The organism is Actinoplanes oblitus (assembly GCF_030252345.1).
In the GTDB taxonomy this organism is placed as follows: domain Bacteria; phylum Actinomycetota; class Actinomycetes; order Mycobacteriales; family Micromonosporaceae; genus Actinoplanes; species Actinoplanes oblitus.
In genome coordinates this window covers 1,082,653-1,106,853 of sequence record NZ_CP126980.1, presented here as the reverse complement: position 1 = coordinate 1,106,853, position 24,201 = coordinate 1,082,653, and the positions used below count along the sequence as shown (strand labels likewise).

General features: G+C 71.1%; 23 protein-coding genes, 2 tRNA genes and 1 pseudogene. 9 read left to right on the top strand and 17 right to left on the bottom strand.

From position 1 onward, the window contains the following. Positions 1-35: 35 nt before the first annotated feature. The 5 genes from Actob_RS04985 to Actob_RS04965 all read right to left on the bottom strand — a co-directional run bounded on the left by Actob_RS04985 (position 36) and on the right by Actob_RS04965 (position 8,469). Complete coding sequence (locus Actob_RS04985; protein WP_284918870.1) at positions 36-1,280, bottom strand: GH12 family glycosyl hydrolase domain-containing protein; 1,245 nt, start codon at positions 1,278-1,280, stop codon at positions 36-38. Between the two features lie 195 nt (positions 1,281-1,475). After that, positions 1,476-1,551 (bottom strand) — tRNA-His (locus Actob_RS04980). Between the two features lie 80 nt (positions 1,552-1,631). After that, positions 1,632-2,189, bottom strand: coding sequence for an oligoribonuclease (orn, locus tag Actob_RS04975; protein ID WP_284922238.1), 558 nt, complete (start codon positions 2,187-2,189; stop codon positions 1,632-1,634). A 431-nt stretch (positions 2,190-2,620) separates the two neighbouring features. Continuing rightward, entirely contained in the window at positions 2,621-6,715 is a 4,095-nt protein-coding gene (locus tag Actob_RS04970; RefSeq protein WP_284918869.1) for a hypothetical protein, read from the bottom strand. A 92-nt stretch (positions 6,716-6,807) separates the two neighbouring features. Next, positions 6,808-8,469, bottom strand: a complete 1,662-nt coding sequence (locus Actob_RS04965; protein ID WP_284918868.1) for a copper resistance CopC/CopD family protein — start codon at positions 8,467-8,469, stop codon at positions 6,808-6,810. A gap of 85 nt (positions 8,470-8,554) precedes the next feature. On the opposite strand from Actob_RS04965, the gene Actob_RS04960 reads away from it, so the two are divergent. From Actob_RS04960 to Actob_RS04945, 4 genes are all read left to right on the top strand, one after another. Continuing rightward, on the top strand, positions 8,555-9,112 hold the full coding sequence (locus Actob_RS04960; protein WP_284918867.1) for a sigma-70 family RNA polymerase sigma factor: 558 nt from the start codon (positions 8,555-8,557) through the stop codon (positions 9,110-9,112). An 88-nt stretch (positions 9,113-9,200) separates the two neighbouring features. After that, positions 9,201-9,686 (top strand): MauE/DoxX family redox-associated membrane protein, encoded by a 486-nt coding sequence (locus tag Actob_RS04955; protein ID WP_284918866.1) that lies wholly within the window; start codon positions 9,201-9,203, stop codon positions 9,684-9,686. Then, positions 9,683-10,408, top strand: a complete 726-nt coding sequence (locus Actob_RS04950; protein WP_284918865.1) for a DsbA family protein — start codon at positions 9,683-9,685, stop codon at positions 10,406-10,408. Before Actob_RS04955 ends, Actob_RS04950 begins: the two co-directional genes overlap by 4 nt. Further along, on the top strand, positions 10,405-11,400 hold the full coding sequence (locus Actob_RS04945) for a hypothetical protein (protein WP_284918864.1): 996 nt from the start codon (positions 10,405-10,407) through the stop codon (positions 11,398-11,400). Before Actob_RS04950 ends, Actob_RS04945 begins: the two co-directional genes overlap by 4 nt. On the opposite strand, the gene Actob_RS04940 is transcribed toward Actob_RS04945, so the two are convergent. Further along, a complete protein-coding gene (locus Actob_RS04940) occupies positions 11,397-11,768 on the bottom strand; it encodes an Asp23/Gls24 family envelope stress response protein (protein WP_284918863.1) in 372 nt (123 codons plus the stop codon). The two genes, Actob_RS04945 and Actob_RS04940, sit on opposite strands and share 4 nt — an antisense overlap. 254 nt (positions 11,769-12,022) lie before the next feature. Here Actob_RS04940 and Actob_RS04935 point away from each other — a divergent pair, with 254 nt between their 5' ends. From Actob_RS04935 to Actob_RS04925, 3 genes are all read left to right on the top strand, one after another. Next, the gene (locus tag Actob_RS04935) at positions 12,023-12,451 is read left to right on the top strand and encodes an S-adenosylmethionine decarboxylase family protein (RefSeq protein WP_284918862.1); all 429 of its coding nucleotides are present in this window, start codon (positions 12,023-12,025) and stop codon (positions 12,449-12,451) included. 67 nt (positions 12,452-12,518) lie between these two features. Then, entirely contained in the window at positions 12,519-12,995 is a 477-nt protein-coding gene (bcp, locus tag Actob_RS04930; protein WP_284918861.1) for a thioredoxin-dependent thiol peroxidase, read from the top strand. A gap of 807 nt (positions 12,996-13,802) precedes the next feature. Continuing rightward, positions 13,803-13,886: transfer RNA gene (locus tag Actob_RS04925), tRNA-Leu, on the top strand. Positions 13,887-14,589: 703 nt separating this feature from the next. Here Actob_RS04925 and Actob_RS04920 read toward each other — a convergent pair. Continuing rightward, positions 14,590-15,525 carry an expansin EXLX1 family cellulose-binding protein gene (locus Actob_RS04920; RefSeq protein WP_284918860.1) on the bottom strand — a complete coding sequence of 312 codons (936 nt, stop codon included), beginning with the start codon at positions 15,523-15,525 and terminating at the stop codon, positions 14,590-14,592. An 85-nt stretch (positions 15,526-15,610) separates the two neighbouring features. Continuing rightward, complete coding sequence (locus tag Actob_RS04915; RefSeq protein ID WP_284918859.1) at positions 15,611-16,429, bottom strand: MOSC domain-containing protein; 819 nt, start codon at positions 16,427-16,429, stop codon at positions 15,611-15,613. 98 nt (positions 16,430-16,527) lie between these two features. Between Actob_RS04915 and Actob_RS04910 the strand changes: the two genes are divergently transcribed. Continuing rightward, positions 16,528-17,361, top strand: coding sequence for a MurR/RpiR family transcriptional regulator (locus Actob_RS04910; RefSeq protein ID WP_284918858.1), 834 nt, complete (start codon positions 16,528-16,530; stop codon positions 17,359-17,361). A 4-nt stretch (positions 17,362-17,365) separates the two neighbouring features. On the opposite strand, the gene rdgB is transcribed toward Actob_RS04910, so the two are convergent. The 4 genes from rdgB to Actob_RS04890 all read right to left on the bottom strand — a co-directional run bounded on the left by rdgB (position 17,366) and on the right by Actob_RS04890 (position 20,734). Next, positions 17,366-17,980: an RdgB/HAM1 family non-canonical purine NTP pyrophosphatase gene (gene rdgB, locus Actob_RS04905; RefSeq protein ID WP_284918857.1), complete on the bottom strand. Its 615-nt coding sequence runs from the start codon at positions 17,978-17,980 to the stop codon at positions 17,366-17,368. Beyond that, complete coding sequence (rph, locus tag Actob_RS04900; protein ID WP_284918856.1) at positions 17,977-18,705, bottom strand: ribonuclease PH; 729 nt, start codon at positions 18,703-18,705, stop codon at positions 17,977-17,979. The genes rdgB and rph overlap by 4 nt, the downstream gene beginning before the upstream one ends. A 10-nt stretch (positions 18,706-18,715) precedes the next feature. Further along, a complete protein-coding gene (locus Actob_RS04895) occupies positions 18,716-19,924 on the bottom strand; it encodes a glycosyltransferase (RefSeq protein WP_284918855.1) in 1,209 nt (402 codons plus the stop codon). Between the two features lie 63 nt (positions 19,925-19,987). Next, a complete protein-coding gene (locus Actob_RS04890; RefSeq protein WP_284918854.1) occupies positions 19,988-20,734 on the bottom strand; it encodes an MBL fold metallo-hydrolase in 747 nt (248 codons plus the stop codon). 273 nt (positions 20,735-21,007) lie between these two features. On the opposite strand from Actob_RS04890, the gene Actob_RS04885 reads away from it, so the two are divergent. Beyond that, complete coding sequence (locus tag Actob_RS04885; protein ID WP_284918853.1) at positions 21,008-21,394, top strand: hypothetical protein; 387 nt, start codon at positions 21,008-21,010, stop codon at positions 21,392-21,394. Here the strand turns inward: Actob_RS04885 and Actob_RS04880 are convergent. From Actob_RS04880 to clpS, 5 genes and pseudogenes are all read right to left on the bottom strand, one after another. Continuing rightward, the gene (locus Actob_RS04880) at positions 21,391-22,356 is read right to left on the bottom strand and encodes a PLP-dependent cysteine synthase family protein (protein ID WP_284918852.1); all 966 of its coding nucleotides are present in this window, start codon (positions 22,354-22,356) and stop codon (positions 21,391-21,393) included. The genes Actob_RS04885 and Actob_RS04880 overlap by 4 nt on opposite strands. Before the next feature lie 5 nt (positions 22,357-22,361). Further along, positions 22,362-22,676, bottom strand: coding sequence for a MoaD family protein (locus tag Actob_RS04875; RefSeq protein WP_284918851.1), 315 nt, complete (start codon positions 22,674-22,676; stop codon positions 22,362-22,364). Between the two features lie 57 nt (positions 22,677-22,733). Beyond that, positions 22,734-23,230, bottom strand: a pseudogene (locus Actob_RS04870) (Mov34/MPN/PAD-1 family protein). Positions 23,231-23,292: 62 nt separating this feature from the next. Beyond that, positions 23,293-23,793 (bottom strand): DUF2017 domain-containing protein, encoded by a 501-nt coding sequence (locus Actob_RS04865; RefSeq protein WP_284918850.1) that lies wholly within the window; start codon positions 23,791-23,793, stop codon positions 23,293-23,295. A 20-nt stretch (positions 23,794-23,813) separates the two neighbouring features. After that, complete coding sequence (gene clpS / locus Actob_RS04860; RefSeq protein ID WP_284922236.1) at positions 23,814-24,104, bottom strand: ATP-dependent Clp protease adapter ClpS; 291 nt, start codon at positions 24,102-24,104, stop codon at positions 23,814-23,816. Between the last annotated feature and the right edge of the window lie 97 nt (positions 24,105-24,201).

The following is a 24,201-nucleotide window of genomic DNA, read 5'->3' as shown; positions in this document are numbered from 1 at the left end:
CTTCCTGACCGTGGCGGGCCCGCAGGCGGACCGGGTTAGCTGATCTTCACCGAGTACGCGCTGGTGTCGAGCTGTCCCGAGCCGGTGAAGACCTCGGTCCCGGCCTGCACGCTGGACAGATACTTGGTCTTGTCGAGCCATCCCCGCCCTGCCAGGTGGTTGGTGAAATCGGTCAGGTTCAGGTCGGCGGAGGTGGTGTTCGAGGTACGCACGAACGAGTACACGTTCCAGCCGATGTCGCCCTTGTAGAGGTCCCAGGTGGTGCCGCCGACCGTGACGGTCGCCTGCTTGGTGCCCACCGGGCCGGCCCCGCCGGACCTGTAGAGCCAGACCATCACCTCGTCGGTGGGCTGGTCCTGCCAGTCGGCGTCACCCTTGGCGTGCAGCCACAGGTCGTAGGAGACGTTCATGGTGTTCGACGTCTTCTGGGTGACCGCGAAGTTCCAGTTCGCCCGGACCTTCTTGCCGGCGCTGAGCTGGATCGGCAGGCCGGTGCCGGTGGCCTTCCAGCCCCAGTGCCAGCCGAGCACGGCACTGGCGTAGGACTTGACCTTGGTGGTGTCGCCGGACCAGGTCCAGCTGGTGCCCCAGCTGAGGTTGTCGCCGGAGAGGCCGTTCTCCCAGACGCACTGGGAGCCGGTGCCGTCGGCCTTGCCCCAGACGTTGTTGTTGATCCAGTACTTGCCGCGGGGCAGGGCGGCGTAGTCGGTGCAGTTCTCGGGACCCTTCGCGGCGGTCTGCGAAGCGGTCGGCGACGCTGTCGCGGTCTTCGAAGGGGTGGTCGGGGCCGCTGTCGCGGTCTTGGCAGGGGTCGGGGCCGCTGTCGCGGACTTCGAGGGGGTCGGGGCCACTGTCGCCGTTGTCGTCGCGGACCCGCAGGTCAGCCCGTTGAGAGTGAACGCGCCCGGTACCGCGTTGCTCCCACTCCCCGCTCCGTTGAACCCGAGCGACACCGTCGCCCCGGCCGCGATGCTCTTGTTCCACCCGGCGTCGGTCACCGTGACCTTGGCCCCCCTCTGGGTCCAGGTGCCGTTCCACCCGGAGGCGAGCTTCTGCCCGGACGGGAAGCTGAACCCGAGCGTCCACCCGTCGATCGCCGACGACCCGGCGTTGCGGATCCGCACGTCGCCGGTGAAACCGCTGTTCCACTGGCTGGTGACGGTGTAGGTGACGGCGCAGTTCGAGGTCTCGGCGGCGTCGGCGTTCAGGACACCGAAGACCGCGGCGCCGGTGCCGACCGTCGCCACCGCGAGCGGCACGACGAAACGCTTGACGAGCATCAGGGGGACTCCCGGGGAAGGCACGAAGGTTGATCACCTCCCCAGTGGCCGCGGAGGCCGGAAAGGTTGCGCGCTCCGGGAAAAATTCCACCGCGCACCGGGACGACCGGGCCGCGACGGTCTACCGCACCCCGGCGGACCGGACGCCCCCGAACACGAAAAAGGCCCGGTCCGAGGACCGAGCCTTTCGTTACATGGGGTGATCGACGGGACTCGAACCCGCGACCCCCTGGACCACAACCAGGTGCTCTACCAACTGAGCTACGACCACCATGCCCACACGGCGAAAGCTTCCCCGTGGTGCCGGCTAATCATAGCCGCCCGCCCCGGGGGGCCGTCGAGCGGGTTACCTCAGAGCTCCGCGGCGATCGCCTTGGCCGCCTCCACGTCCGGGCCGGGCTGCGGGACGAAGACGGTGCGCCGGTAGTACTCCAGCTCGCGGATGCTCTCCCGGATGTCGGCGAGCGCGCGGTGCGACAGGCCCTTGGCCGGCTGCCCGAAGTACACCCGCGGGTACCACCGGCGGCACAGCTCCTTGATCGAGGAGACGTCGATCATCCGGTAGTGCAGGTGCGCGTCGAGCGCCGGCATGTCCCGGGCCAGGAACCCGCGGTCGGTGGCGATGCTGTTGCCGCACAGCGGAGCGGTCCGCGGGTTGGGGACGTGCTCCTTCACATACGCCAGGATCCGCTCCTCGGCCTCGCTCATGGTGAGCGCCGAGCGGCGCACCTCCTCGGTGAGGCCGGACTTGGCGTGCATGTCCCGGACCACCGGGGGCATCGCGTCGAGCGCCGCGTCGTCGGCGTGAATGACCAGGTCGACACCCTCGCCGAGAACGTTGAGTTCGGGATCGGTGACCAGCGCCGCGACCTCGATGAGCTTGTCCTTGCCCAGGTCGAGACCGGTCATCTCACAGTCGATCCACACCAGAAGATCCGCCACCCGGACAGCGTACGCCGCAGGCGACGCGGTTGTTCGACGCGAGTGTCACCACAGCGAACATTCACGTTGTTTGTCCGGTTTAGGGGGCTGACTTCCCACTTAGCCGATTGAGGGGGTAAAGTGAACTTAACGGACGAAGCCCCCCTTCGGTTACTCCGTTCCCCCCGGTAAAGGGCCCTCCGTGTCGGCAGCGCGGAGGGCCCTTCGGCCTACTCGGCCAGCATCACGCGCGCCGGCGACCCGGCCCCCGCTCCCCCGTCGCACCGATGCTGGGTACCGCGCGGCTCGTCAGCATCGCCGACGCCAGGAGCGGTTGCGGGCAGTTCCCGTCCGCAAAAGGCGGCGAGGACCACCCCGGTGTTCGGGTGGCCCTCGCCGTCGCTCGTTCGGTACGCCGGTCAGCTCTCCTCGGTCTTCGGGCGGCTGCGGGGTGTCGGGCGGCGGCGTTTGCGTTCGGTTGCCGCGGCCAGCAGCTCCGCGGCCTCCTCCCGGTAGCTCGGAGTCCGCGCCGCCTTCTCGGCTTCGGCCGAATCCGCCTTCTTCTCCGCGGCGGTGCGGGTGGTTTTGGTCCGGGGGCGGGGCTTGCGGGCCGCCGGAGCTTCCTCAGCATTTACGGTGGCCTCATCGGCCGCCGCTTTGCCGGCCGCGGTCTTGCTAGCCGCGGTGCTCGCTTCGTCAGCGACGGTGACCGCTTCACCAGCCGTGGCGACCACCGATCCGCCCTGTCCAGCCGCCGTCGTCGCGTCCGCCGGGGCCGTCGCCTCGGCGGACGGCGGCGTTGAGCCGGTCTGGGTGGCGGCGCGCGCCGCCACCGTTTCGGCGGCCTTGAGCCAGGCGGCGGGAACCTTGCGGCCGGCGGTCGTGCCGCCCTGACGAGCTGCACCGGTGAGCCGGTCCTGCGCCCGGGACAGTGGCCGGTTGGATTCAGCGGCTCGCTTCGCGGCGGTCTTGGTCTGCGGCTTCGAGGTCTGCTCGGCGGTACCGGCCTCCATCGCGTGCATCGAAGGCCGTTCGTCGGCCTTCTGCTCCTCGGCCTTCTGCTCCTCGGCCTTCTGCTCGTCGGCTTTCCGCTCGTCGGCTTTCCGCTCGTCGGCTTTCCGCTCGTCGGCCTTCTGCTCGTCGACTTTTCGTTCGCCGGCCTGCTTGGGCATGAGCGCCCGCGTCGGTCCGGCCATCGCGGCCGCCTTCACGGGTTGCCCCGCCTCAGCCTCATGAATCGACGCCCGCTTCGCCTCGTCGTCAGCCCTCGGTTCCACCGCTACCGGCCCCGCGACCTTGTCCGAGTCCGCGATCCCAGCCGGCTCCGCTACCTTGTCCGGTCCCGCGATCCCAGCCGGCTCCGCGATCCCAGCCGATTTCGCGGGCACGTCCGATTCGGCGGCCCGGGCGGTCGGCACGGGATGGGGCGAAGCGGTCGGCTGACGAGTCGGGAACGGCACGATCGGCGGCTTGGGCTCCCCCCGCGTCTCCGTTTCCGGAGCCGAGTCATCCGCTTCCTTCCCCGTTCCGACCTCGTCTGCCACGTGCTCATCCTTGAGCTGCTGATCCGTGGTCGCCTCGGTCTCCCGCGGTTCGGTGGACGCCGCTTCGTCGCTCGTCGTGGCGGCGTCATCGACCGGCTCGCTCCCGGTCGCCTCGGTTTCGAGGCCAGCGGCAAGACCGCCCTCCGTCGGCTGCGCAGCCGTGCTGGGCCGGTTCTCGTTCGGCTGCGTAGGCGCATCCGGAGCCGACTCTTCCGCGGCCGGCTCGGTCGACGGCCCGGCCTCCGGCTCGACAGCCGGCGCGGGGTTCTCGATGCTGGTCGACGCGGTGGCAGTTGACTCGCCGACTCGCTGCCGGCCCGGGGCCTGAGGGCTCGGCTTCTCGCCGGCCTCCGCGAGCGCGGTCGTGGCGATGCCCTGTGCGGCGGCGACCTTGGCTGCTCCTGCTGCCGCGGCCACCCGGGCAGCGCCGTGCGCCGCCGAGGTGGAGGGCACCGGCTGCTTCGGCCCGGGCTGCGGAGCCGGTCCGGCGGGCTTCGACTCGGAAACGGCCGGACCAGCGGCCGTCGCCTTCTCGCCCATCGTGGCCACACCCGGTGAGACCGCGTTTGCGTCGCCCGACGGAACCGAGTTGGCCGCGCCCGGCGAAACTGCCTCGGCGTTGCCCGACGGGACCGGGTTGGCCGTGCTCGGCGAAACTGCCTCGGCGTTGCCCGACGGGACCGGGTTGGCCGGGCTCGGTGGAGTCGACTTCGGGGACGGGCGGCTGCCCATCCGGGTAAGGCCGGTGGCGGACCAATCGGTCGCGCCCGGCCCGGTGAGCAAGGCCACCCGGCGCGGAGCGGGAGCCGGCCAGATGCCGCCCTTGCGGTTCCCGTCGCCCTTCTTCTGATCCCGCTGTCGCGACTCGCCACTGTCCCTCTCGGGCTTGCCGACGGAGGCTGTCTCCTCGGACGAACCGGTCGCATCCGTCGCCACTGCCGAACTGGCCGAATCCGTCGCCACCGGCGAGCTGACCGAATCCCGGGCCGCCGACGGGCGGGCCGAATCCGTCGCCACCGGCGAGCTGGCCGAGTCGGACGTCGCCGAGGAGCCGGTCGGGTCCGGGGCCGCCGGCTGGGCCGACATCGCGGAGGCCTGCTCCCTCACAGCCGAAGCGGGATCGCCGGTGGGCTTGGTGGTCCGGTTGCGGGCGGCTTCGGCCAGGGCGGCGGCGGCTTGGGCCTCGGTCTGGCGGGCGCGTTCCGGGGCAGTCTGCGCCACCCAGGCGCCGACCGCGGTGGCGTGGAACTCCGGCAGGTCGGTCGGCGCCGGCAACCGGCGACGTCCGGGGCGATCCGGGCGCGGCGGAGCGCCGGGCAGGTCGGCTCCCGCCGGGGTGGTCCCGAGCAGACTCAACGGCCGGCCCGGCACGGGCGCCGCCGCACCGGTTCCGGAACCGACGATCGTGTCGGCTCCGGCTGTACCCGGGTCAGCGACAGCGCCGGCGTGGGACGCGCCGGGCGAGGCCGGCTGGTGCTCGGGCGCGGACTGGCCGGCGCCGGCCGGGGACGGGATGGGAAGTGCGCCGGGTACCACCGGGGTCGTGCCGCCGGGGAGGATGCCGGTGTGCGCTACGCCGGGCGCGGCTCCCGCACCGGCGACACCGGACGGGACACCGGCGACGGTGGCCGGGGCCGGGGCCGGTTCGGCGGTGGGCTTGGCGGGAGCGGTGGGCGTACCGGAAGAAAGCGGGAGTGAATCGCCTCCCGGACCACCGGGGTGTTTCGGTGGCCAGGCGAACTGCGGCAACGCCGGCGGGCGGACCGGCTGGGCGTCGGCGAGCGTCCGCGGGCGGTGCGCCCCGCCCTGACCGAGACCACGGCCCCCGCCGTGACCGAAACCGAACAGCCCTCCGCGCCCACCGAGCGCCCTGATCGAATCCTGATCGAAACCGGCCAGCGCGGCGTCAGACCCGGCCGACCCAGCGCCAAAGCCAGCCAACGCAGCTCCAGAACCGGCCAGCGCAGCTCCAGAGCCAGCCAGCGCAGCTCCAGAGCCAGCCAGCGCAGCTCCAGAGCCAGCCAGCGCACCTCCAGAGCCAGCCAGCGCACCTCCAGAGCCAGCCAACGCAGCTCCAGAACCGGCCAGCGCGGCGTCAGAAGCGGCCAACGCGGGGTCGAACCCGGACAGCGCCGCATCGAGCCCCGGCTGCGACGGGCCCGAGCCGGGCAACGCGCGGCGGGCCCCGCCTTCGAGGCCGAGCCGCGGGAGCGGGGCGCCGATGGCCAGCATCAGGTCCGGGACCTGGCTGGGCTCGACGATGTAGACCACCTCGCGGCGGCGGCCCGGCACGGCCAGCGTGATCACGCCGGCCATCGCCAGGAGGGCACCGAGGGAGAGCAGGCCCCAGGCGGTCGGGTCGAGCCAGCCGGGGCGGACCTCCACGGTGCCGTTGAGGCGCAGACCCTGGGCGCCCGTCGCGTTCATGATCACCAGGCTGTAGCGGCCGGACAGCTCGCCCGGGGTCCAGCGCAGCGCGCCGCCGCCGGTACGCGTCCAGAAGTCCTGATGTCCCGGGGCGGACGGGAGCCGCCGGTCGCCGTCGACGCGGGCCGCGCTGATCGGCAGTTCGCCGGTGCCGACCTGGACGCCGCGGACGTCGGTGTGTGGCACGTCACGCAGATAGCCCTCGACCGCACCGGCCGGGGCCAGGCCGACGAAGGCCGGTCCCTCGGCGGTGAGCGCGGTGACCCGCAGCTCGGTGCCGCCGATCCGGGCGAACGAGGCGTCGTCGCGCAGCAGGCGGCCGACGTCGGGGACGACGATCGCGTACCCGGGCACGCTGAGCCGCTGCAACTCGGCGCTGAACGCCCCGCCGGCGTCGCGGTGCCGCAGCGCCGCCCACAGGCACCCGCCGGCCAGCAGCGCGGGCAGTCCGATCGTCAGTAGCAGCATGCCGAGGACCGGCCGGAACAGCCGCATCGTTAATTCCCCCTTCTCGGGCCCACTGCGCGCACCATACCGAGGCAAATAGCCCCAAAATGGTCAAACGAGCAGGCAGCCCTCGACAGATACGGCAACGGCCCGATCCGATACGGAACGGGCCATCGCGTTTCCGGGGGTCAGGAGATCTTGGCGGTCATGGTGAACGTCGTCTGATCGATGTCGGTCGTCCGCGCTGTGAACTTGAACGTCCACTCGCCCGCCTGCGGCAGCGCGATGTCGCCGATCGCGTGGAAGTCGGTGATCCGCAGCAGCGGGATCTCGATCGGCTCGATGCCCTTCGCCGGCAGCGCCGCGGTGGCCTTCCACTCCACCACCGGCAGCGGCTTGTTGTCCGGGGTGTACGCGTACAGGTGCATCGAGTTGTTCCCGACCGTCGCCGGATAGATGTCCACCTGCAGCGACATGGTCTTGTCGGTGAGCGTCTGGGTGACCGTCTGACTGGTCTCGGTGATCTCCGTCGCCTCGGCGGTCCGCGGCGGGGCGATCTGCACCAGCGCCGCCGTCACCCCGAGCACCACCGCGGTGATCGCCAGCTCGGCGAGCACCACCCGGCGCAGCCCGCGCGGCGACTCCTCGGCGGCCCGGTCCTTCACCAGCTTCCGGGAGTACGCCGCGGCCCCGATCACGATCGCCGCCAGTCCCACCTTGACCAGGATCAACCGTCCGTACGTGCTGTTGAACAGGCCGTCCAGGGTGGCGACCTCGATCAGCGCCTGCACCACGCCCGCGAAGATCAGCGCACCGACCGCGGTGGCCGCCCAGCGCGACCAGATCGGCAGGATCGCGCCCAGCTCCCGGGCGCTGGCCCGGGGCAGCAGGAACGCGAAGAGCATGACCAGGCCACCGAGCCAGACCGACATGGCGGCCAGGTGCAGCGCGTCCAGCACCACCGACACGCCGGGCACCGGGGACGCGGTCGGGTGTCCGGTCAGCGGCCAGGTGGCCAGCGCGGCCACCCCGAGCACGCCGAGCAGCGCCAGGTCGAGCCGCGACTCGCCGCCGGCGCCGACCAGCAGCGGCCGGAGCAGGAAGGCGGCGGCGATCACCACGGCCAGCCGGACCAGCATCACCGCGCCGAACGTACTGCCCAGCACGTCGCGCAGGTCGCCGACCCGGACGTCGAAGAGGCCGGTGCCCAGCGTGTACGGCGCCTGCAGCCAGAGTCCGAGCACGGTGCTGCCGGCGACCAGCCCGATACCGGTCCAGATCACCCGGCCGGGGCCGCGCCGGGACAGCCGCTGCGGCCAGAGCAGCGCCAGCACGAGCACCGGGCCGACCAGCAGCACCAGACCGGCGTACCCCAGATATTTGCCCACCGGGATCAAGGCCCGGACCAGCGGGTCGACCTTGACGTCAGCGGTCTCGTCCGCCGACGGCGGCGTCGAGGCGGCGCCCACCGAGTAGCTGACCGTGCCGCCCACCGGGTGGCTGTCCGCCGAGATCACCCGGAAGGTGACCAGGTACGTCCCCCGGGCACCGCCGGAGCGCAGCGGGATCGCCACCCGCCCGCCGTCGACCGTCGGATCGCCCTGGTCGGCGCGGGAGCCGTCCGGAGCGATCACCCGGATCTTCCCGCTGATCAGCTGCACCGACTCGCTGAAGGTCAGGGTCACCTTGTTGGGGGCGTCCGGCACGATGGTGCCGTTGCTCGGATCGCTGCTCACCAGCACGGCGTGCGCGCTGGCCGGAACGGCCGACAGCAGCACCCCGAACATGCCGATCAGCAGCCCGAGCAGAACTGTCGCGCCCCGGCGTCGGTCAACGGTCATGACGGCCATGCTCTCTGATCACGCTCCGTTCGACCACATGCGGGTAGTCGCCGGTGGCCTTCGGCTGGTTCCCGGCCCGGGCGGTTCGCGTACGATGCCGCTCGTGACGGCTGGTGAGCAGGAGACCGACGAGACCACCGCGCTCGCGCTGGCCGCCCGCGACGGCGATCCGGCCGCGCAGGCCGGGTTCGTGCGGGCCACCCAGGCCGAGGTGTGGCGGTTCACCGCCGCGCTGGTCGATCCGGGTGCCGCGGACGACCTCACCCAGGAGACGTACCTCCGGGCGTTCCGGGCGCTGTCCTCGTTCGAGGGCCGGTCCACGGTCCGCACCTGGCTGCTCGGCATCGCCCGGCGGGCCTGCGCCGACCACCTGCGGGCCGTGGTGCGGCGGCGCAGGCTGAACACGCGGCTGGCCGTGCAGGCCGCCACCGAGGCGCCGGCGCCGGACCCGGCACACCGGCTGAGCAGCGCCGACCTGCTGAGCCGGCTGAGCGACGAGCGGCGGACGGCGTTCGTGCTGACCCAGGTGCTCGGGTTGTCGTACGCGGAGGCCGCCGAGGTGGAGTCGGTGCCGGTCGGGACGATCCGGTCCCGGGTGGCCCGGGCCCGCGACGAGCTGATCACCGCGGTGGCGAAGGCCCGGGCGAGTTAGGACCTTGTGCCCTCCGGTGTGACGTGTCACCGAGCACAAGATGATCGGGAACCGGAACCCGATCAACTCCGTCTAACGGGACGTGACCATGGAAACCATCACGCGGCCGGCGGTCTGGCCGTGGATCTCCACGCTGGCCCGGCTCGGGCTGGCCGCCGTCTGGCTGGTCGCGGGCGCCACCAAGGTCGGTGACCTGGCGGCGTCGGCGCGGGCAGTCCACGCCTACCAGCTGATGTCCTACGACGTGGCGAAGGTGATCGGGGCGGTCCAGCCGTTCCTGGAGATCGCGCTCGGCCTGCTGTTGCTGGCCGGCGTGGCCACCCGGCTCACCGCGGCGATCTCCGCGGTGCTCCTGGTGATCTTCATGGCCGGGATCGTCTGGGCCTGGGCCAAGGGGCTGCGCATCGACTGCGGCTGTTTCAGCTCCGGCGGCGAGCTCGGCGCCGGGCGGAACACCGAGTACGGCCTGGACATCCTGCGTGACCTCGGTTTCCTGGCACTCGCCGGAATTCTGCTGTGGCGGCCGCGGACCCGGTTCTCCATCGATGGCGCGTTGCTGGGGGAGTCGTCTTGAGCAAGGGAAACCGGGACCGGGCGGAGAAAGCCCGCCGGATCGTCGAGCAGCAGAAGGCCGCCGAGCGGCGTCGCCAGGTGACCATCTGGACCTCGGTGGCGGTGGCCGTGGTGCTGGTCATCGCCGGGTTCGTCGGTTACGCGACGCTCGCCGGCCAGGACCAGGGCAAGCTGGTCACGCCCGGCGTCGCGGTCGACGAGGGTACCGCGTTCGCGGTCGGCACCGGGCCGGTCACCGTCGACGTCTACGAGGACTTCATGTGCCCGAACTGCAAGAACTTCGAGACCAGCAGCGGCGGCACGCTGCGCCAGATGGCCACCGCCAACAAGATCACCCTGCGGTACCACGTGGTGTCGATCCTGGACCGCGTCTCGAACGGCACGAAGTACTCGACCCGGTCGGCCGGCGCCGCCGCGGCCGCCGCCGAGGAGGGCAAGTTCCCCGAGTTCCACGACGCCCTCTACGCCAACCAGCCGGAGGAGGGCAGCGACGGCCTCACCAACGCGAAGATCATCGAGCTGGCGAAGTCCGTCGGGGTGACGAGTGACAAGTTCGCCGACGCGGTGAACGGTGGTACCTACGAGCCATGGGTGACGCACGTGACCGAGGTCTTCTCCGAGCGCCACTTCAACGCCACGCCGACGGTGGTGGTCAACGGCACCCAGATCCCGTCCCCCTCGCTGGCGAACATCACCCAGGCCATCGAGAAGGCGGCCGGGTGAGGCGGGTCGTTCTGAGCTTGTGTGTGGCCGGCGCGACGATCGCGCCGGCCACACCCGCGTTCGCGCACGGCGGCGAGGGGGCGAACGTCACGTCGTACCGGACCACCGTCACCGGGATCAGCGCCCCGATGGACGGCCTCACCGTGCGCACCGTCGAGGGCGGCGCCCGGCTCGAACTGACGAACGACACCGGCCGCCCGATCGAGATCCTGGGCTACTCCGGCGAGCCGTACCTGGAGGTCCGCCCGGACGGCGTCTACCAGAACGCCGCCTCCCCCGCCGCCTACGTCAACCAGACGCTGGCCGGCGACACCCCGGTCCCGGCGACCGCCGACGTGACCACCGCGCCGACCTGGCAGCGGATCTCCACGGGCACCACGGTCCGCTGGCACGACCAGCGCACCCACTGGCTCGGCGCGGCCCGCCCGCCCCAGGCGGTGGCCGATCCCGATCACATCCACCGGCTGCGGGAGTGGGCCGTCCCGCTGCGCGACCAGGTGAGTGTCTTCGAGATCCGCGGCACCCTCGACTACGAGCCGGCGCCGGTGACCTGGGCGTGGTGGGCCGGCACGGCGCTGCTGGGCTTGGCCTTGACGGCCCTGGTCCGCTTCCGCCCACGGTGGATCGCGCCACTCGCGGTCCTCGCTGGCCTGTCGGTCCTGACGTACGCCGTGGCGCGCGGCCTGGACGGCGCCGGCTGGTCCGGAGTGCTCCTGCTGACCGGCGCCCTGGCCCTCGGCGCGGCCTGGCGGCACCCGCCGTTCTACCTGGCGCTGTCCGGTTTCGTGCTGGCCGCCTTCGCCGGGTTCGGCAGCTCGGACGCCTTCCTGGCCGCCGTGGTCCCGGCGGCCGGCCCGGGCTGGCTGTCCCGCATCTGCGTCGCCGCGACACTGGCCACCGGAGCCGCCCTGGCCCTGACCGGTCTGCTCCGGATGCGCGCCGCCGTCCCCGCCGCTCCGGAGCCGTCCCCCGCCGAGCCGGTGCGCGACTAGCCGATCGCGATGTCGTCCACGTTGACGTTGACGGCGATGACGCGCAGGCCGTAGCCCTGCACGGCCTCGGTGACAGTGGTCTGCACGGCATCGGTCACCTCGGCGACCACCGTGCCGGCGGCCAGCACGACCACGATGTCGATGGTCGCCGTGCCGTCCTTGATCCGGGCGGAGACGCCACGGCTGGCGTCGCCGACGGTGTCCAGGCCGACCTTGTCGAGGACGGTGTTGAAGAAACGGGCGACGTCGCCGCCCAGGTCAGCGACACCGGGCACGGTGCGTGCCGCGGCGGCGGCGATCTTCTCCACCACCTCGCTGGAGACGGTGGTGCTGCCGTTCGCCGTGGTACCGCCCGTGGGTGCCGTCATGGCCCTGATCTCCGCTCTCGACGCGTCTGCCCGGGGAGCGTACTGAAGATCCGCGACGGCCCGCCAGACCACCGGCGAATTGTCCGTAGTGGAACACCGGAATGCGCACTGTCCACCGTGTCCGGAATACGGAAAGCGGCGTTTACCGGCTCACCCGAAACGGAATCGCCACATGCCCTCCACCAGCGAAAACGTTGGCACATCCGGCATCTTCAAACGCCGGTAACGTACGTTTCACAGCCCCGGGAGGCGTCATGGAGAATGACCACTACGGCGATGAGCTGACCCTCCGGTTGTCCGGCATCGCCGACACCACAGCGCTCGACGACGATCAGGCGCTGACCACCTTCATGCGCGATCTGGTCGCCCGGATCGGGATGACGGTGATCGCCGGTCCGCTGGTGGCCACCGAGGGCGGCCCGCCGGAGAAGTCCGGCAAGTCGGCAGTGGTGATCCTGGCCGAGTCGCACGCCGCCATCCACACCTACCCGCACCTGCGGGAGATCTTCGTCAACGTCTTCTCCTGCAAGCCGTTCCGCGAGGCCGATGTGCTCGCCGAGTTCCGCCGGCTGGTCGGCGACTACGAGATCACCGAGCACACCCTGCGCCGCCGGGGCGAGGAGTGGCCCCGCGACCTGCCCGCCGCCGAGCAGCTCTGGAGCAGCCGGCGGACAGCCGCCTGAGCACGACGGGCGCCCCGCCGGCGACTGTCGGCGGGGCGCTCCCGGGCCCGGCACTATCGTCGGTCCCATGACTGACAACGTGCGTCTCAGCGCCGGCGACGCCGCGCCCGACTTCACCCTCACCACCGACACCGGCGAGAGCCTCGCGCTCAAGGACCTGCGCGGACGCAAGGTCGTGCTGTACGCCTACCCGGCCGCGATGACGCCCGGCTGCACCAAGCAGGCCTGTGACTTCCGCGACTCGCTCGCCTCGCTGCAGGCCGCCGGCTACGAGGTGGTCGGCATCTCCCCGGACAAGCCGGAGAAGCTGGCGAAGTTCCGCGAGCGCGACGCCATCACGTTCCCGCTGGTCAGCGACGTGGACAAGAGTGTGCTGAGGGCGTACGGCGCGTTCGGCGAGAAGCAGCTCTACGGCAAGACGGTGACCGGCGTGATCCGCTCCACGTTCGTGATCGACGAGAACGGGGCGATCGAACGGGCCCTCTACAACGTCAAGGCCACCGGCCACGTCGCCAAGCTGCGCCGCGACCTCGGACTGGACTGATCGGCCCGGAGATCGGTCACCGCCCTCACCGCGATCGTCCGAATCCCGGGAAAGTCCGCAAGTCCGGGCCTTCCGCGCCGATCAGGAGAGCAATTCCCCCAGCGGGACCCGGACTCACGGCGGTCGTCATGCGGTACCAACCCGCAAGGCGGCCGCCGTGCACATTCCCCGGCGAACCCGGTCGCGCTTCCGGATCACCCGCGATGGCCGCCGAACTCGTCGGCCAGCAGCACCGCGCCGTCCGGGTGGTCGCTCCCGCCGTGGACCCTTCCAGTCTGAGCGGCTGCGCGAATTGACGATCAAATGCCCGATTACTCGGATCCGCGCTGATCACCGATCGTCGCTCCCGCCAGGGACCCTTCCGGTCTGAGCTGGCCGCTGCGCGTCCAGAACGCTCAGCCCGCAAGGGCGACGCCCGCGGGTGGTCACGACCCGCCAACCCCAGAGCCGGAAGCGCCAGGCACCACCACCCGCCTCGACCCCAACGGCGACTGAATGCCACGCAGCACCGCCCACCCCGACCCCAACGGGGACTGAATGCCAGGCACCACCGCCCACCTCGGACCCGATGACATCCGGGCGCCAGGCGCTGCCTCGCACGCCGGCGCCTGACGGGCTGAACGACGGCGCTGGACGCTCGCGGCCGGTGAGGCACGGTGTGCGACGAAAGGAAATGCGGTGCGCACGGTCGGTAGCGGGACGGCGGGTATGAATGGCGCATCACCTCCACGGGCGGAACCGAGGCGCCATGAACAGGGGCGACCGTTTAGACTCCACCCAACGCTTTGCTCTTGATGGGCAAAACGGGCGGGAGTGGCGAAATTGGCAGCCGCGCGGGTTTTAGGTGCCCGTGCCCGAGAGGGCGTGAGGGTTCGAGTCCCTTCTCCCGCACAACTTCCCGACAGAGCACGCCGTCGACAGGTCATGGCAGCTCCGCCGGCGGGGCGTGCTCCACGCCCCTGATCCCGATCGGCGCGGCGTTTCCAGGCACCCGACCCCGGCGAGCGCGGAGTGCTCCACGCACGCGGTCGTATCGCCGCGGAGTGCTCCACGCACCCACACGGAGTGCTTCTCACACCCGGGCCTGGTCGGCACGGGCTGCCCCACACACCCGGTCCTGGTCGGCGCGGACTGGTCCACGCGCCTGATCCTGGTCGGCGCGGACTGGTCCGCGCGCCTGGTCCCGCAACGGGACGGGTTATCCACAGGTTGTGCACAAGCTGGTGCGCTCGGGTCCGGCATGGGGTTTGGCACGTCGTCACCACCCGCGGACGTCGCCCTTGCGGGTCGGGCGTTCTGGACGCGCCAGCGTCCTGCCCGGCCCGGAAGGGTCCCTGGCGGGAGCGACGATCAGTGATCAGCGCGGATCCGAGTCATCAAGCATTTGATCTTGATTTGATCGTGAACCCAGGACTACGGCATCCGGGCGGTGCTCGCCGTCCCGGTCGCGTGCGGCAGTCGGCAGCCCCGCCGTTGACGCCGTGGCGGGGCTGCCTTCTGGGGGGACCGGAACTGAGGCCTCGGGGAGCGGACTCGCCTGGGGAGCGGACTCAGTGGGGACCGGGATCGGTAGCGGGCGCGTGGAGGAACTGGATCAATCGCAGGTCGTCTCGCCGGCGGCCAGGGCGACCAAGGCGTCCCCGGTGGTGCTCGGGGCGGCGGCAACCGACGCGGGCAGCGGGGCCACCGAGGACGCCGGCGGGGAAACGGTCGCCGGCTTGCTGGGTTTGGTGGTGGGCTTGCTGGTGGGGGACGACTTCTTGGCGGTGGGCGTCGGTGACGTGGCCTTCTCGACGACCCGGGAGCCGCCGGTGAGGGTCTTGGACGTCTTCTGCACCGCGCCCGGGTCCAGGTCGATGCCGGTGACCGTGGTGCTGTTGCCGTACACGTCGGTGATCTTGATTTTGTACGGGCCGGAACCGGCGCCGCCGTCGATCAGCCAGTAGTTGTAGTCGGTGCGGTGAGCCGACTTGAAGCTGCCGCCGGGGCCGGCCACCTGGACGGACGACAGCAGGTTGCCGTGGTTGTCGATGCGGGCGGCGAACCAGTACTTGGAGGCGCCGTCCTTGAGCTGCACGGTGATCGGGCCGGGCGTCGACGGGTTGGTGACCAGCCGGTACTTGATCGAGACGACCCCGGCGACCTCGGCGCCGATCTTCTTGAACGCGGTCCGGCTGAGGTCCAGGTGGCCGGGCTGGCACTCCGGGCAGGAGTCGAAGACCTTCACCCGGACCTTGCCCTTGGGGCCGGTGACGTCGAGGTAGGCGCCGCAGGACGCGCCCTCGGCATACTGCTCCGGGCCGAGCGCGACGTACAGGTCGTCGGCGGGCACCTCGAACGAGCAGTTGCCGGTGGTGCCACCCAGCTCGTAGAAGGTGGCCTTGCCGGTCTTGGTGCTGGTGCTCGGTGGCGCGGCGCAGGCCGACCCGCCAGTCTGCAGCAGCAGCGCCACGCCGATGATGCCGGCGAGAGCCGCGGCGCCGCCTGCGGCGAGCCATCGGGTCGGGAACGGGCGTCGATGAGCACTCACGCTCAGCGATACTGGTTCGGCCGGACGCCGGGAGCAAATCTTCTAAGACACTCCTAAGACACGGGTACCGCTAATGAGTGCCGCGTCACTCCATCGGTGTCACCGCGTCGCCGATCCGCAACACCGCGGTGACCCCGGCCGCCAGGTCCGGGATCAGGTTGACCGCGAACATCAGGCCGCCGTCGATCCGCCGGTGCCGGCCGAGCACGCGCAGCGGTTGCCGGCCGGCCTCCCCGGTCTCCTGGTCGATCGTGGTGACCCGGCAGCGCGCGCAGTGCTTGGCCACCCGGAAGGTCAGCTCGCCGATCCGCAGCCGCCCGCCCAGCCAGTCGTCCTCGGCCCAGGCGGGCGCGCCCTCGACCACCAGGTTGGGCCGGAACCGGTGGATCGGGACCGGGTCGTCACCGTCCTCGGCCAGCCAGTCGTTCACCGCGTCCAGGGACGCGGCGTTGGCCAGCAGCACCGGGTAGCCGTCGGCCAGGCTGACCCGGTCGGCGGGCAGCGCGAACTCCGGGATGGTCCGCCCGGTCGGGTCGGCCTGCCAGACCAGCCGGGCGTCGCGGCCGAGGAACTCGGCGCACCACGCGCTGCCGGCCACGCTGAGCCGGGCCGGGACCTCGGGCTTGTTGCGGAACACGTGCACGCCGACCTTCGGCCCGTCGACCGGCTCGTCCAGGTCCAGGCCGGGCAGGCCGGGAGCGGTGAGCCGGAGACCACCGGGGCGCGGGTGCACGGCGAACTGGGTGAGGCGCGCGGTGTCGCGCTGGGTGATGCCGACGCCGTCCGGGTCGATCATCATCCAGCGGCGGTCGCCGGTCAGGCCCCACGGCTCGACCACCACCTCGTCGTGGTCCAGCCGGTGACCGCCCTTGACCGGGTACGTGTGCAGCTCAGCGATCCGCATGCCGCCCACCCTTTCATGCCCGCCGGCCGCACCCGACGCCTCTTTCCGGTAGAAGCGATGCACGCGTCTGGCGGTGTGAAATTCCTCATGCATAGGCTGTGCCGGTGACTGGGGAGCGGGTGCTCGACCTGTTTCAGGGAGCGCGCCTGACGCCGACGCAGCGGCGGATCGCGCAGATTCTGGTGGAGCATTCCGGGAAAGCGGCCTACCTGTCGGCGGCCGAGGTGGCCGGGCTGGCCGGGGTGAGCCAGCCGTCGGTGACCCGGTTCGCGATGGCGCTGGGCTACCCGGGATATCCGGCGTTGCGGCGGGAGCTGCGGGCCCTCGCCGCCGGGGCGCCGAGCGAGCCGGCCGGGCGGAACGGGATGCAGCGCGCGGTGCTGGCCGAGGCCGAGCACCTGCGGCGGCTGGCGGAGGACCTGGGGCAGCTGGATGACGTACGCGAGGCCGCGACGATCCTGGCCGCCAGCCGGCCGTTACCGGTCCTCGGCCTGCGGGCGGCGGCGCCGCTCGCGGCGTACTTCGGGTACTTCGCGGCGAAGGTCTTCCCGGACGTGCGGCTGCTCGACGGTGGCGGCACCGGGCTGCTGGACCGGCTGGACCAGGCGCGGGCCGCGGGCGCCTCGGCGCTGCTGGCGATGGTGCTGCCGCGGTATCCGCGGGAGTCGGTGACGGCGATCCGGGAGGCGCGCTCGGCCGGGTTCACGGTGGTGGCGATCACCGACTCGGCGGTCAGCCCGATCACCGAGGTGGCGGACTTGGTGCTGCCCGCTGTGGTCGGCACGCGTCTGGTGTTCGACCTGCACACCGGGCCGATGACGATGGCCATGGTGCTGCTCGAGGCGATGTGTGACACCGCACCGGAACCGGTGCACCGCCGCCTGGAGGAGTTCGAGGCGGCGGCGGCACAGCGGCATCTGTTCGTGGCGTGAGCCGTCAGCGGGGCAGTTCCTTGGCGATCACCTTGGCCAGCTCGCGGAACGCCTTGCCCCGGTGGCTGATCGCGTCCTTCTCGGCCGGGCTCAGCTCGGCGTTGGTGCGCTCCTGGCCGTCGCCGACGAAGATCGGGTCGTAGCCGAAACCGCCGTCGCCGCGCCGGGAGCGCAGCAGCCGCCCGGTCTGCCGGCCCTCGACCAGGTGCTCCCGCCCGTTCGGCAGGACCAGGGCGGCGGCGCAGACGAACGCGGCGCCGCGGTGCTCGTCGCCGACGTCACCGATCTGGGCCAGCACCAGGTCCAGATTGGCGGCGTCGTCGCCGTGCGCGCCGGACCAGCGGGCACTGAACACGCCGGGCATCCCGTTGAGCGCGGTGACCGCCAGGCCGGAGTCGTCGGCGACGGTCGGCAGGCCGGTACGCTTCGCGCCCTCCCGCGCCTTGATCAGCGCGTTCTCGCCGAAGGTGAGGCCGGTCTCCGGGACGTCCGGGTAATCCGGGAAGTCGCCCAGGCCGACCAGCTCGATCTGGTGCATGCCGAGCGCGGCGTCCAGGATGCGCTGCAGCTCGACGAGCTTCTTCTTGTTCGCCGTGGCGAGCAGCAGACGGGCGCTCACTGGGCCAACGCCTTCTGCTGCGCGATCGCCAGCTCGGCGCAGCCGCGCAGGCCGAGGTCGAGCATGGCGTCCAGCTGGGCGCGCTTGAACACGCCGTTCTCCCCGGTGCCCTGCACCTCGACGAAGTCGCCGGCGCCGGTGCACACCACGTTCATGTCGACCTCGGCGGCGACGTCCTCCTCATAGGGCAGGTCGAGCCGCGCCTCGCCGTCGATGATCCCGACGCTGACCGCCTGGATCGAGGAGTGCAGCACCTTCTCCGGCTTGCCGGCCAGCGCCTTGCGGCCGGCCAGCCAGGTGACGGCGTCGTGCAGCGCGACGTAGGCCCCGGTGATCGCCGCGGTCCGGGTGCCGCCGTCGGCCTGCAGCACGTCGCAGTCCAGGACGATCGAGTTCTCCCCGAGCGCCTTGAGGTCGATGCTGGCGCGCAGGCTCCGCCCGATCAGCCGGGAGATCTCCTGGGTCCGCCCGCCGACCTTGCCCTTGACGCTCTCCCGGTCACCGCGGGTGTTGGTGGCGCGCGGGAGCATCGCGTACTCCGCGGTCAGCCAGCCCAGGCCGGAGCCTTTGCGCCAGCGGGGCACCCCCTCGGTGACGCTGGCGGTGCAGAGCACTCGGGTGTTGCCGAACTCCACCAGGACCGAACCTTCGGGATGGATACTCCACCGCCGGGTCAGGGTCACCGGTCGCAACTGGTCGGCCGAACGGCCGTCGGGACGCGCCATGACTCCAACCCTATGCGTAACGGGGTGCGCCGGCTTCGTCCGCCCCGGGCTCCCGCAACAAACGCGGCCGAGGGACCGCCGGCCGGATCAGCGCGGGCGCCTCCACCGGCACCTCGGCCGGCTGCACGTCGTGCGCCCGCAGGAAGCCGGCCACCGATCGGGCCCAGCCGAACTGCTCGGCCCGGGCCCGGGCCGCGGCCCGGCGCTCGTCGCGCGGCCGGGCCATCAGCTGGGAAACACCGTCGGCGAACGCGTCCGGGTTGCCGGCCACCGCGACGCCGGCGTCGCCGATCACCTCGGACAGCGCGCTCTGCTCGTCGACCACCACCGGGGTGCCGCAGGCGAGCGCCTCCAGCGCGGAGAGCCCGAAGGTCTCCACCGGGCCGGGCGCGACCACCACGTCGGCCGAGGCGAGCAGCGCGGCGACGTCCTTGCGCTCGGAGATGTGCCCGGCGAACCGGACCGGCAGCCGGGCGGCCCGGTAGGCGAGGGCGGCGCGCCGGGTGCCGTCGCCGGCCACCACCAGCACGGCCGGGACCTTTCCGGTACGCAGCGCGGCCACCGTGTCCACCGCCAGCTCCGGCCGTTTCGCCGCGGACAGCCGGCTGGCGTAGACGATGAGCAGTTCCTCCGGCCTCGCGTACCGGGAGCGGACCCCGATGTCGAGCCGGCTCGGGTGGAACACGTCGAGGTCGACGCCGAGCGGCACCTCGACCAGGTTGGGCACGCCCAGCCGGCGGAACTCGGCGGCCGCGTACGCGGTGGTGCAGACGATGGTGTCGAACGCCTCGGCGGTACGCCTGTTCAGCCGGTCGGCGAGGGCGTCCCGTTTCGGCATGCCCCAGACGCCGAGCAGGCCGGCCAGGCTCTCGTGCGAGACCATCATCGACCGGACCCCGCGCTGCCGGGCCCAGTTGCCGGTCCAGCGCAGCGTGGTGCGGTCGGAGACCTCGATCCGGTCCGGTTTCAGGCTGTCCAGCAGCTTGGCCAGCTCGCGCCGGCCGGCCAGCACCCGGTGGCCGCCGGTGCGTGGGATGGGCGCGCTGGGCAGGGTGATCACCCGCCCCTGGCGCAGCTGCCGGTCCTTGAACTGCCGCCCGGGGATGATCAGCACGGCCTCGTGGCCGGCTCGCTGATAACCCTTGCCGAGCTCGCGCAGGGTGGTCCGCAGGCCACCGGTATGGACCGTGACGAAGTTGGCCAGGCGGACTATGCGCATGCAACAACTCCAAGATCACGACACGTGGCGCACCGGTGTTAGCCGATCCCACCCCGTACCGGCTCAGAGATCGTATCTGGCCCCCGGGCGGACGACTTCGACCGGTCCCGCGTACGCCGCGCCGGCCGCCTCGACGATAGCCGCCTCGCTGGCCCACGCCGGAACGAGATGGGTCAGCAGCAACCTGGCCACATCCGCCTTGGTGGCCGCCTCACCCGCCTCACCGCCGGTCAGGTGCAGGTCCGGCGGGTTCGGCACGCCGTCCATGTAGCTGGCCTCGCAGAGGAACAGGTCGGCGCCGGCGGCCAGGCGCAGCAACGCCTCACAGGGAGCGGTGTCCGAGGAGTAGGCGATCACCCGCCCGTTGTGCTCGATCCGGACGCCGTAGGTCTCGACCGGATGGTTGACCCGATCGACGGTGACCGTCAGCGGGCCGATCGGGAACGTGCCGGGCTGCAAACCGTAGAACGTGTAGACGTCGTCGACCGGCTCGCCCTCGGCGCTGTACGCGGCGGCGATCCGCTCGGCGGCACCCAGCGGCGCGTACACCGGCAGGGGCGGCAGCGGGCCGGCCGGGTCGTACCGCCGGACCACGACGTAGGTGCACGCGTCCAGCATGTGGTCGCAGTGCAGGTGGGTGAGGAGAATGGCGTCGATCGACCGCATGTCCGAGTACCGCTGCAGGGCGGAGAGCGCTCCCGACCCGAAGTCGATCAGCAGGCGGAATCCCTCGGCTTCCACGAGATAGGCCGAACAAGCCGACTCGGGGCCGGGGAAACTGCCGGCACATCCGAGAACGGTTAGTCGCATGCGGGTCCCTCTGACTCACACTGGGTCGGCCACCATCGGGTCGTCCACCCTCGGCCCAACCGGTCCGCGCTGGACATGTCAGACCAGTCAATCACGGAGCGAAGCGTACGCGCTGACCACTGCCTGACGTTAACAACTGATCGATTTGTCGCTAAATCGACAACGCACATCACAGACCCTGTGACCTCGGTCGTCACCATTTCCACCGTCACGTCCGGTAAGCCCTTTGCGTTGCTCTCGGTGAGCACGTGAAAGCGATCCGATGGAGGCGACGTGACCGCGGTCGAGCCGGCCCGCATCTCCCGCACCGCGTTACCCGAAATCGTCCCGTTCGAACCGTCCTGGGATCCGGAACCGCCGATATTCCGGTTCCCCGCCGAGGACGACGAGACACCCGGGTCGACCCGGGTGCTGACGATGGCGGGATATTCCGCGATGCTCGGGCTGACCGGCGTCGGGGTCGGCCTGTACGCGCTGCTCGCGGTCTTCCGCGGAGCGCCCGGCTGGTACCTGCCGGCGCTGGCGATGCTGACCATGTTCAGCGTGGGGCTGGCGGTCGGCGCGGTCCTCTCCGTCCACCAGCGCACCCTGCCGTGGATCCTGTTGCTGGCAGCGGCGCCGCCGATGCTCGGGGCGCTGCTGCTAGCCGTGGCCTACTAGGCCCACAGCTGCCCTTCGAGGGCCTCTTCGGCGTCGTTCAGCGTGCCGCCGTAGGCACCCGTGGACAGGTATTTCCAGCCGCCGTCGGCGATCACGAAGGCGACGTCGGCGCGCTTGCCGGCCTTGACCGCCTCGTGCGCCACCGCCAGCGCGGCGTGCAGGATCGCGCCGCTAGAGAAACCGGCGAAGATGCCCTCCACCTCGACCAGCTGACGGGTCCGCAGCACCGCGTCCCGGGTACCGACCGAGAAACGGCGGGTCAGGACACTGGCGTCGTACAGCTCCGGGACGTAGCCCTCGTCGATGTTGCGCAGGCCGTAGACCAGCTCGCCGTACCGCGGCTCGGCGGCGATGATCTGGATGCCCTCGACCTTCTCCTTGAGGAACCGGCCGGTGCCCATCAGGGTGCCGGTGGTACCCAGGCCGGCCACGAAGTGCGTGATCGTGGGGAGGTCGTGCAGCAGCTCGGGACCGGTGGTCTCGTAGTGCGCGCGGGCGTTCGCCGGGTTGCCGTACTGAAAGAGCATCTTCCAGTCGGGGTGCTCGGCGGCGATCTGCTTGGCGGTGGCCACCGCCTGGTTCGACCCGCCGGCGGCCGGCGAAAAGATGATCTCCGCGCCGTACATCCGGAGGAGCTGGACGCGCTCGGCCGACACGTTCTCCGGCATCACGCAGACCAGCCGGTAACCGCGCAGCTTGGCCACCATGGCCAGGGCGATGCCGGTGTTCCCGCTGGTCGGCTCGAGGATGGTGTCGCCCGGGCGGAGATGCCCGGACTCCTCGGCCTCGCGCACCATGAAGAGCGCGGCACGGTCCTTGATGCTGCCGGTCGGGTTGCGGTCCTCCAGCTTGGCCCAGAGCCGCACCGGCGGCGCCCCTTCGGGCACCACCGGGGAGAGGCGGGGCAGGCCGACGAGCGGCGTGCCCCCGCACGCGTCCAGCAGGCTCTCGAAGCGAGCCATGGCGATTAGCGCCCGAAGAAGGCGGCGGCCGCGGCGAAGCCCAGGGCGCCACCGGCCACGGCCGGCAGGATGGTGATCGAGTCGCCGTCGTTCAGCTTCGCGTCGAGCGCACCGAGGAACCGGACGTCCTCGTCGTTGACGTAGATGTTGACGAAGCGGTGCAGGCCGCCCTCGGGGGTGATCAGCCGGCCCTTGATGCCGTTGTGCTTGGCGTCCAGGTCGTCGATCAGCGCGGTCAGGGTGTCGCCGGCGCCCTCAACGATCTTGGAGCCGCCGGTGTAGCTGCGCAGGATGGTGGGGACGCGAACTTCGATAGCCATGATTGTCATGCTCCTCAGGAATGTGCGGGCAGGGTTGGTCGTCGTCGGGTCGCGGAACTAGCGACAGCGACACTCGTAGACGACCGACACCGGGCTCTGCCCGAACATGTACGACTGCACGGCACTCACCTTCACGACTTCACCGTCGCATCCACGATGTTGACCTCTTCCTCGGTCACCACTCCGTCCACGATACGGAACGAGCGGATCTCCTCGGAATCGGGCTCACGGGTCGAGACGAGCAGATAGTGCGCGCCCGGCTCGCCGGCGAACGAGATGTCGGTCCGCGACGGGTACGCCTCGGTGGCGGTGTGCGAGTGGTAGATGACCACCGGCTCCTCGTCGTTGTCGTCCATCTCGCGCCACACCCGCAGGTGCTCCATCGAGTCGAACTCGTAGAACGTCATCGACCGCGCGGCGTTGTCCATCGGGATGTGCCGGGACGGCACGTCACTGCCGATCGCGCCGGCAACCACACCACAGGCCTCGTCGGGGTGGTCCCGGCGGGCATGGGCGACGATCGCACGCACGATCGAACTGTCGATGGTCAGCACGGCGTTCACATTACCGAAGTATTTCGCCACCCCGCGCGTGGCGAGGCACACACTCACGGCCGCTACTTGATCTCCGGCAGCGCGTTGAGCAGGGATTCCTGCAGGTAGCCGAGGTACGCGTAGACGGACAGCTGGAACACCCGGCTGGAACCCGGATCCTCCAGCACCGCGTCGTCCAACTCCTCGGCCAGGTCGGTGTCCGCCTGGATGTCGAGCCGGGTGCCCATCGCCAGCCGGGCGTCGTTGATCGCCCGCAGCCAGGCCTCGGCGGCCTCGCCGTCCAGGCGCACCTCGCCCTCACCCTCGTCGGGGAGCGCGGCCAGGATCGCGCCGGCCTGGTCGATCTTGGCGGTTTTCAGGTCACCCTCGGTGTACAGCCGGAACTCCTGCGAGTCCTCCGGCCGCTCCGGATAGATGTCCGGGAAGAGGCGGCCGACCACCGGGTCGGTGTGATCCATCCCGTCGGTCAGCAGACCCACCACCTCGGCGGCCACCTTCCGCAGGACACGCACCTCGTCATGGGCGAACGTGGCCACACACTGACCGCCGCTGCGTCGGAACATGCTCTTCCCCACCCGCTTTGTCAGGCTCGGTCCACAGTTGCCCAGAGACCGTATCCGTGCAGTTGGTTGGCGTCCATCTCCATGCGCTCCCGGGCGCCGGTGGAAACCACCGCCTTGCCCTTGGTGTGCACGTCCATCATCAGCCTCTCGGCCTTTTCCTTGCTGAATCCGAAGAGCTTCTGGAAGACCCAGGTCACGTACGACATCAGGTTGACCGGATCGTCCCAGACGATGGTCACCCACGGCCGGTCCTCGGCCGGTACTTCCTGGATCTCCGGCGTCTCGACGGGAGCAACCTGAGGCAACGCCATGCCCACCATGGTGCCACCGGTTCGGCCGTACCTGTGAACCGGAGCACCGAACGGCAGGTCGCGACGCATGCCGGAGGTACGCATTAGGGTAGGTCCC

Bases quoted from the DNA above. Each gene is read 5' to 3' on its own strand.
- Actob_RS04965 (WP_284918868.1), bottom strand. From the start codon at position 8,469: ATGGCCGTCATGACCGTTGACCGACGCCGGGGCGCGACAGTTCTGCTC.
- Actob_RS04915 (WP_284918859.1), bottom strand. From the start codon at position 16,429: ATGCGGATCGCTGAGCTGCACACGTACCCGGTCAAGGGCGGTCACCGG.
- Actob_RS04960 (WP_284918867.1), top strand. From the start codon at position 8,555: ATGCCGCTCGTGACGGCTGGTGAGCAGGAGACCGACGAGACCACCGCG.
- clpS (WP_284922236.1), bottom strand. From the start codon at position 24,104: ATGGCGTTGCCTCAGGTTGCTCCCGTCGAGACGCCGGAGATCCAGGAA.
- Actob_RS04955 (WP_284918866.1), top strand. From the start codon at position 9,201: ATGGAAACCATCACGCGGCCGGCGGTCTGGCCGTGGATCTCCACGCTG.
- Actob_RS04935 (WP_284918862.1), top strand. From the start codon at position 12,023: ATGGAGAATGACCACTACGGCGATGAGCTGACCCTCCGGTTGTCCGGC.
- Actob_RS04875 (WP_284918851.1), bottom strand. From the start codon at position 22,676: ATGGCTATCGAAGTTCGCGTCCCCACCATCCTGCGCAGCTACACCGGC.
- bcp (WP_284918861.1), top strand. From the start codon at position 12,519: ATGACTGACAACGTGCGTCTCAGCGCCGGCGACGCCGCGCCCGACTTC.
- Actob_RS04985 (WP_284918870.1), bottom strand. From the start codon at position 1,280: ATGCTCGTCAAGCGTTTCGTCGTGCCGCTCGCGGTGGCGACGGTCGGC.
- Actob_RS04940 (WP_284918863.1), bottom strand. From the start codon at position 11,768: ATGACGGCACCCACGGGCGGTACCACGGCGAACGGCAGCACCACCGTC.
- rph (WP_284918856.1), bottom strand. From the start codon at position 18,705: ATGGCGCGTCCCGACGGCCGTTCGGCCGACCAGTTGCGACCGGTGACC.
- orn (WP_284922238.1), bottom strand. From the start codon at position 2,189: ATGACCGGTCTCGACCTGGGCAAGGACAAGCTCATCGAGGTCGCGGCG.
- Actob_RS04890 (WP_284918854.1), bottom strand. From the start codon at position 20,734: ATGCGACTAACCGTTCTCGGATGTGCCGGCAGTTTCCCCGGCCCCGAG.
- Actob_RS04895 (WP_284918855.1), bottom strand. From the start codon at position 19,924: ATGCGCATAGTCCGCCTGGCCAACTTCGTCACGGTCCATACCGGTGGC.
- Actob_RS04880 (WP_284918852.1), bottom strand. From the start codon at position 22,356: ATGGCTCGCTTCGAGAGCCTGCTGGACGCGTGCGGGGGCACGCCGCTC.
- Actob_RS04865 (WP_284918850.1), bottom strand. From the start codon at position 23,793: ATGTTCCGACGCAGCGGCGGTCAGTGTGTGGCCACGTTCGCCCATGAC.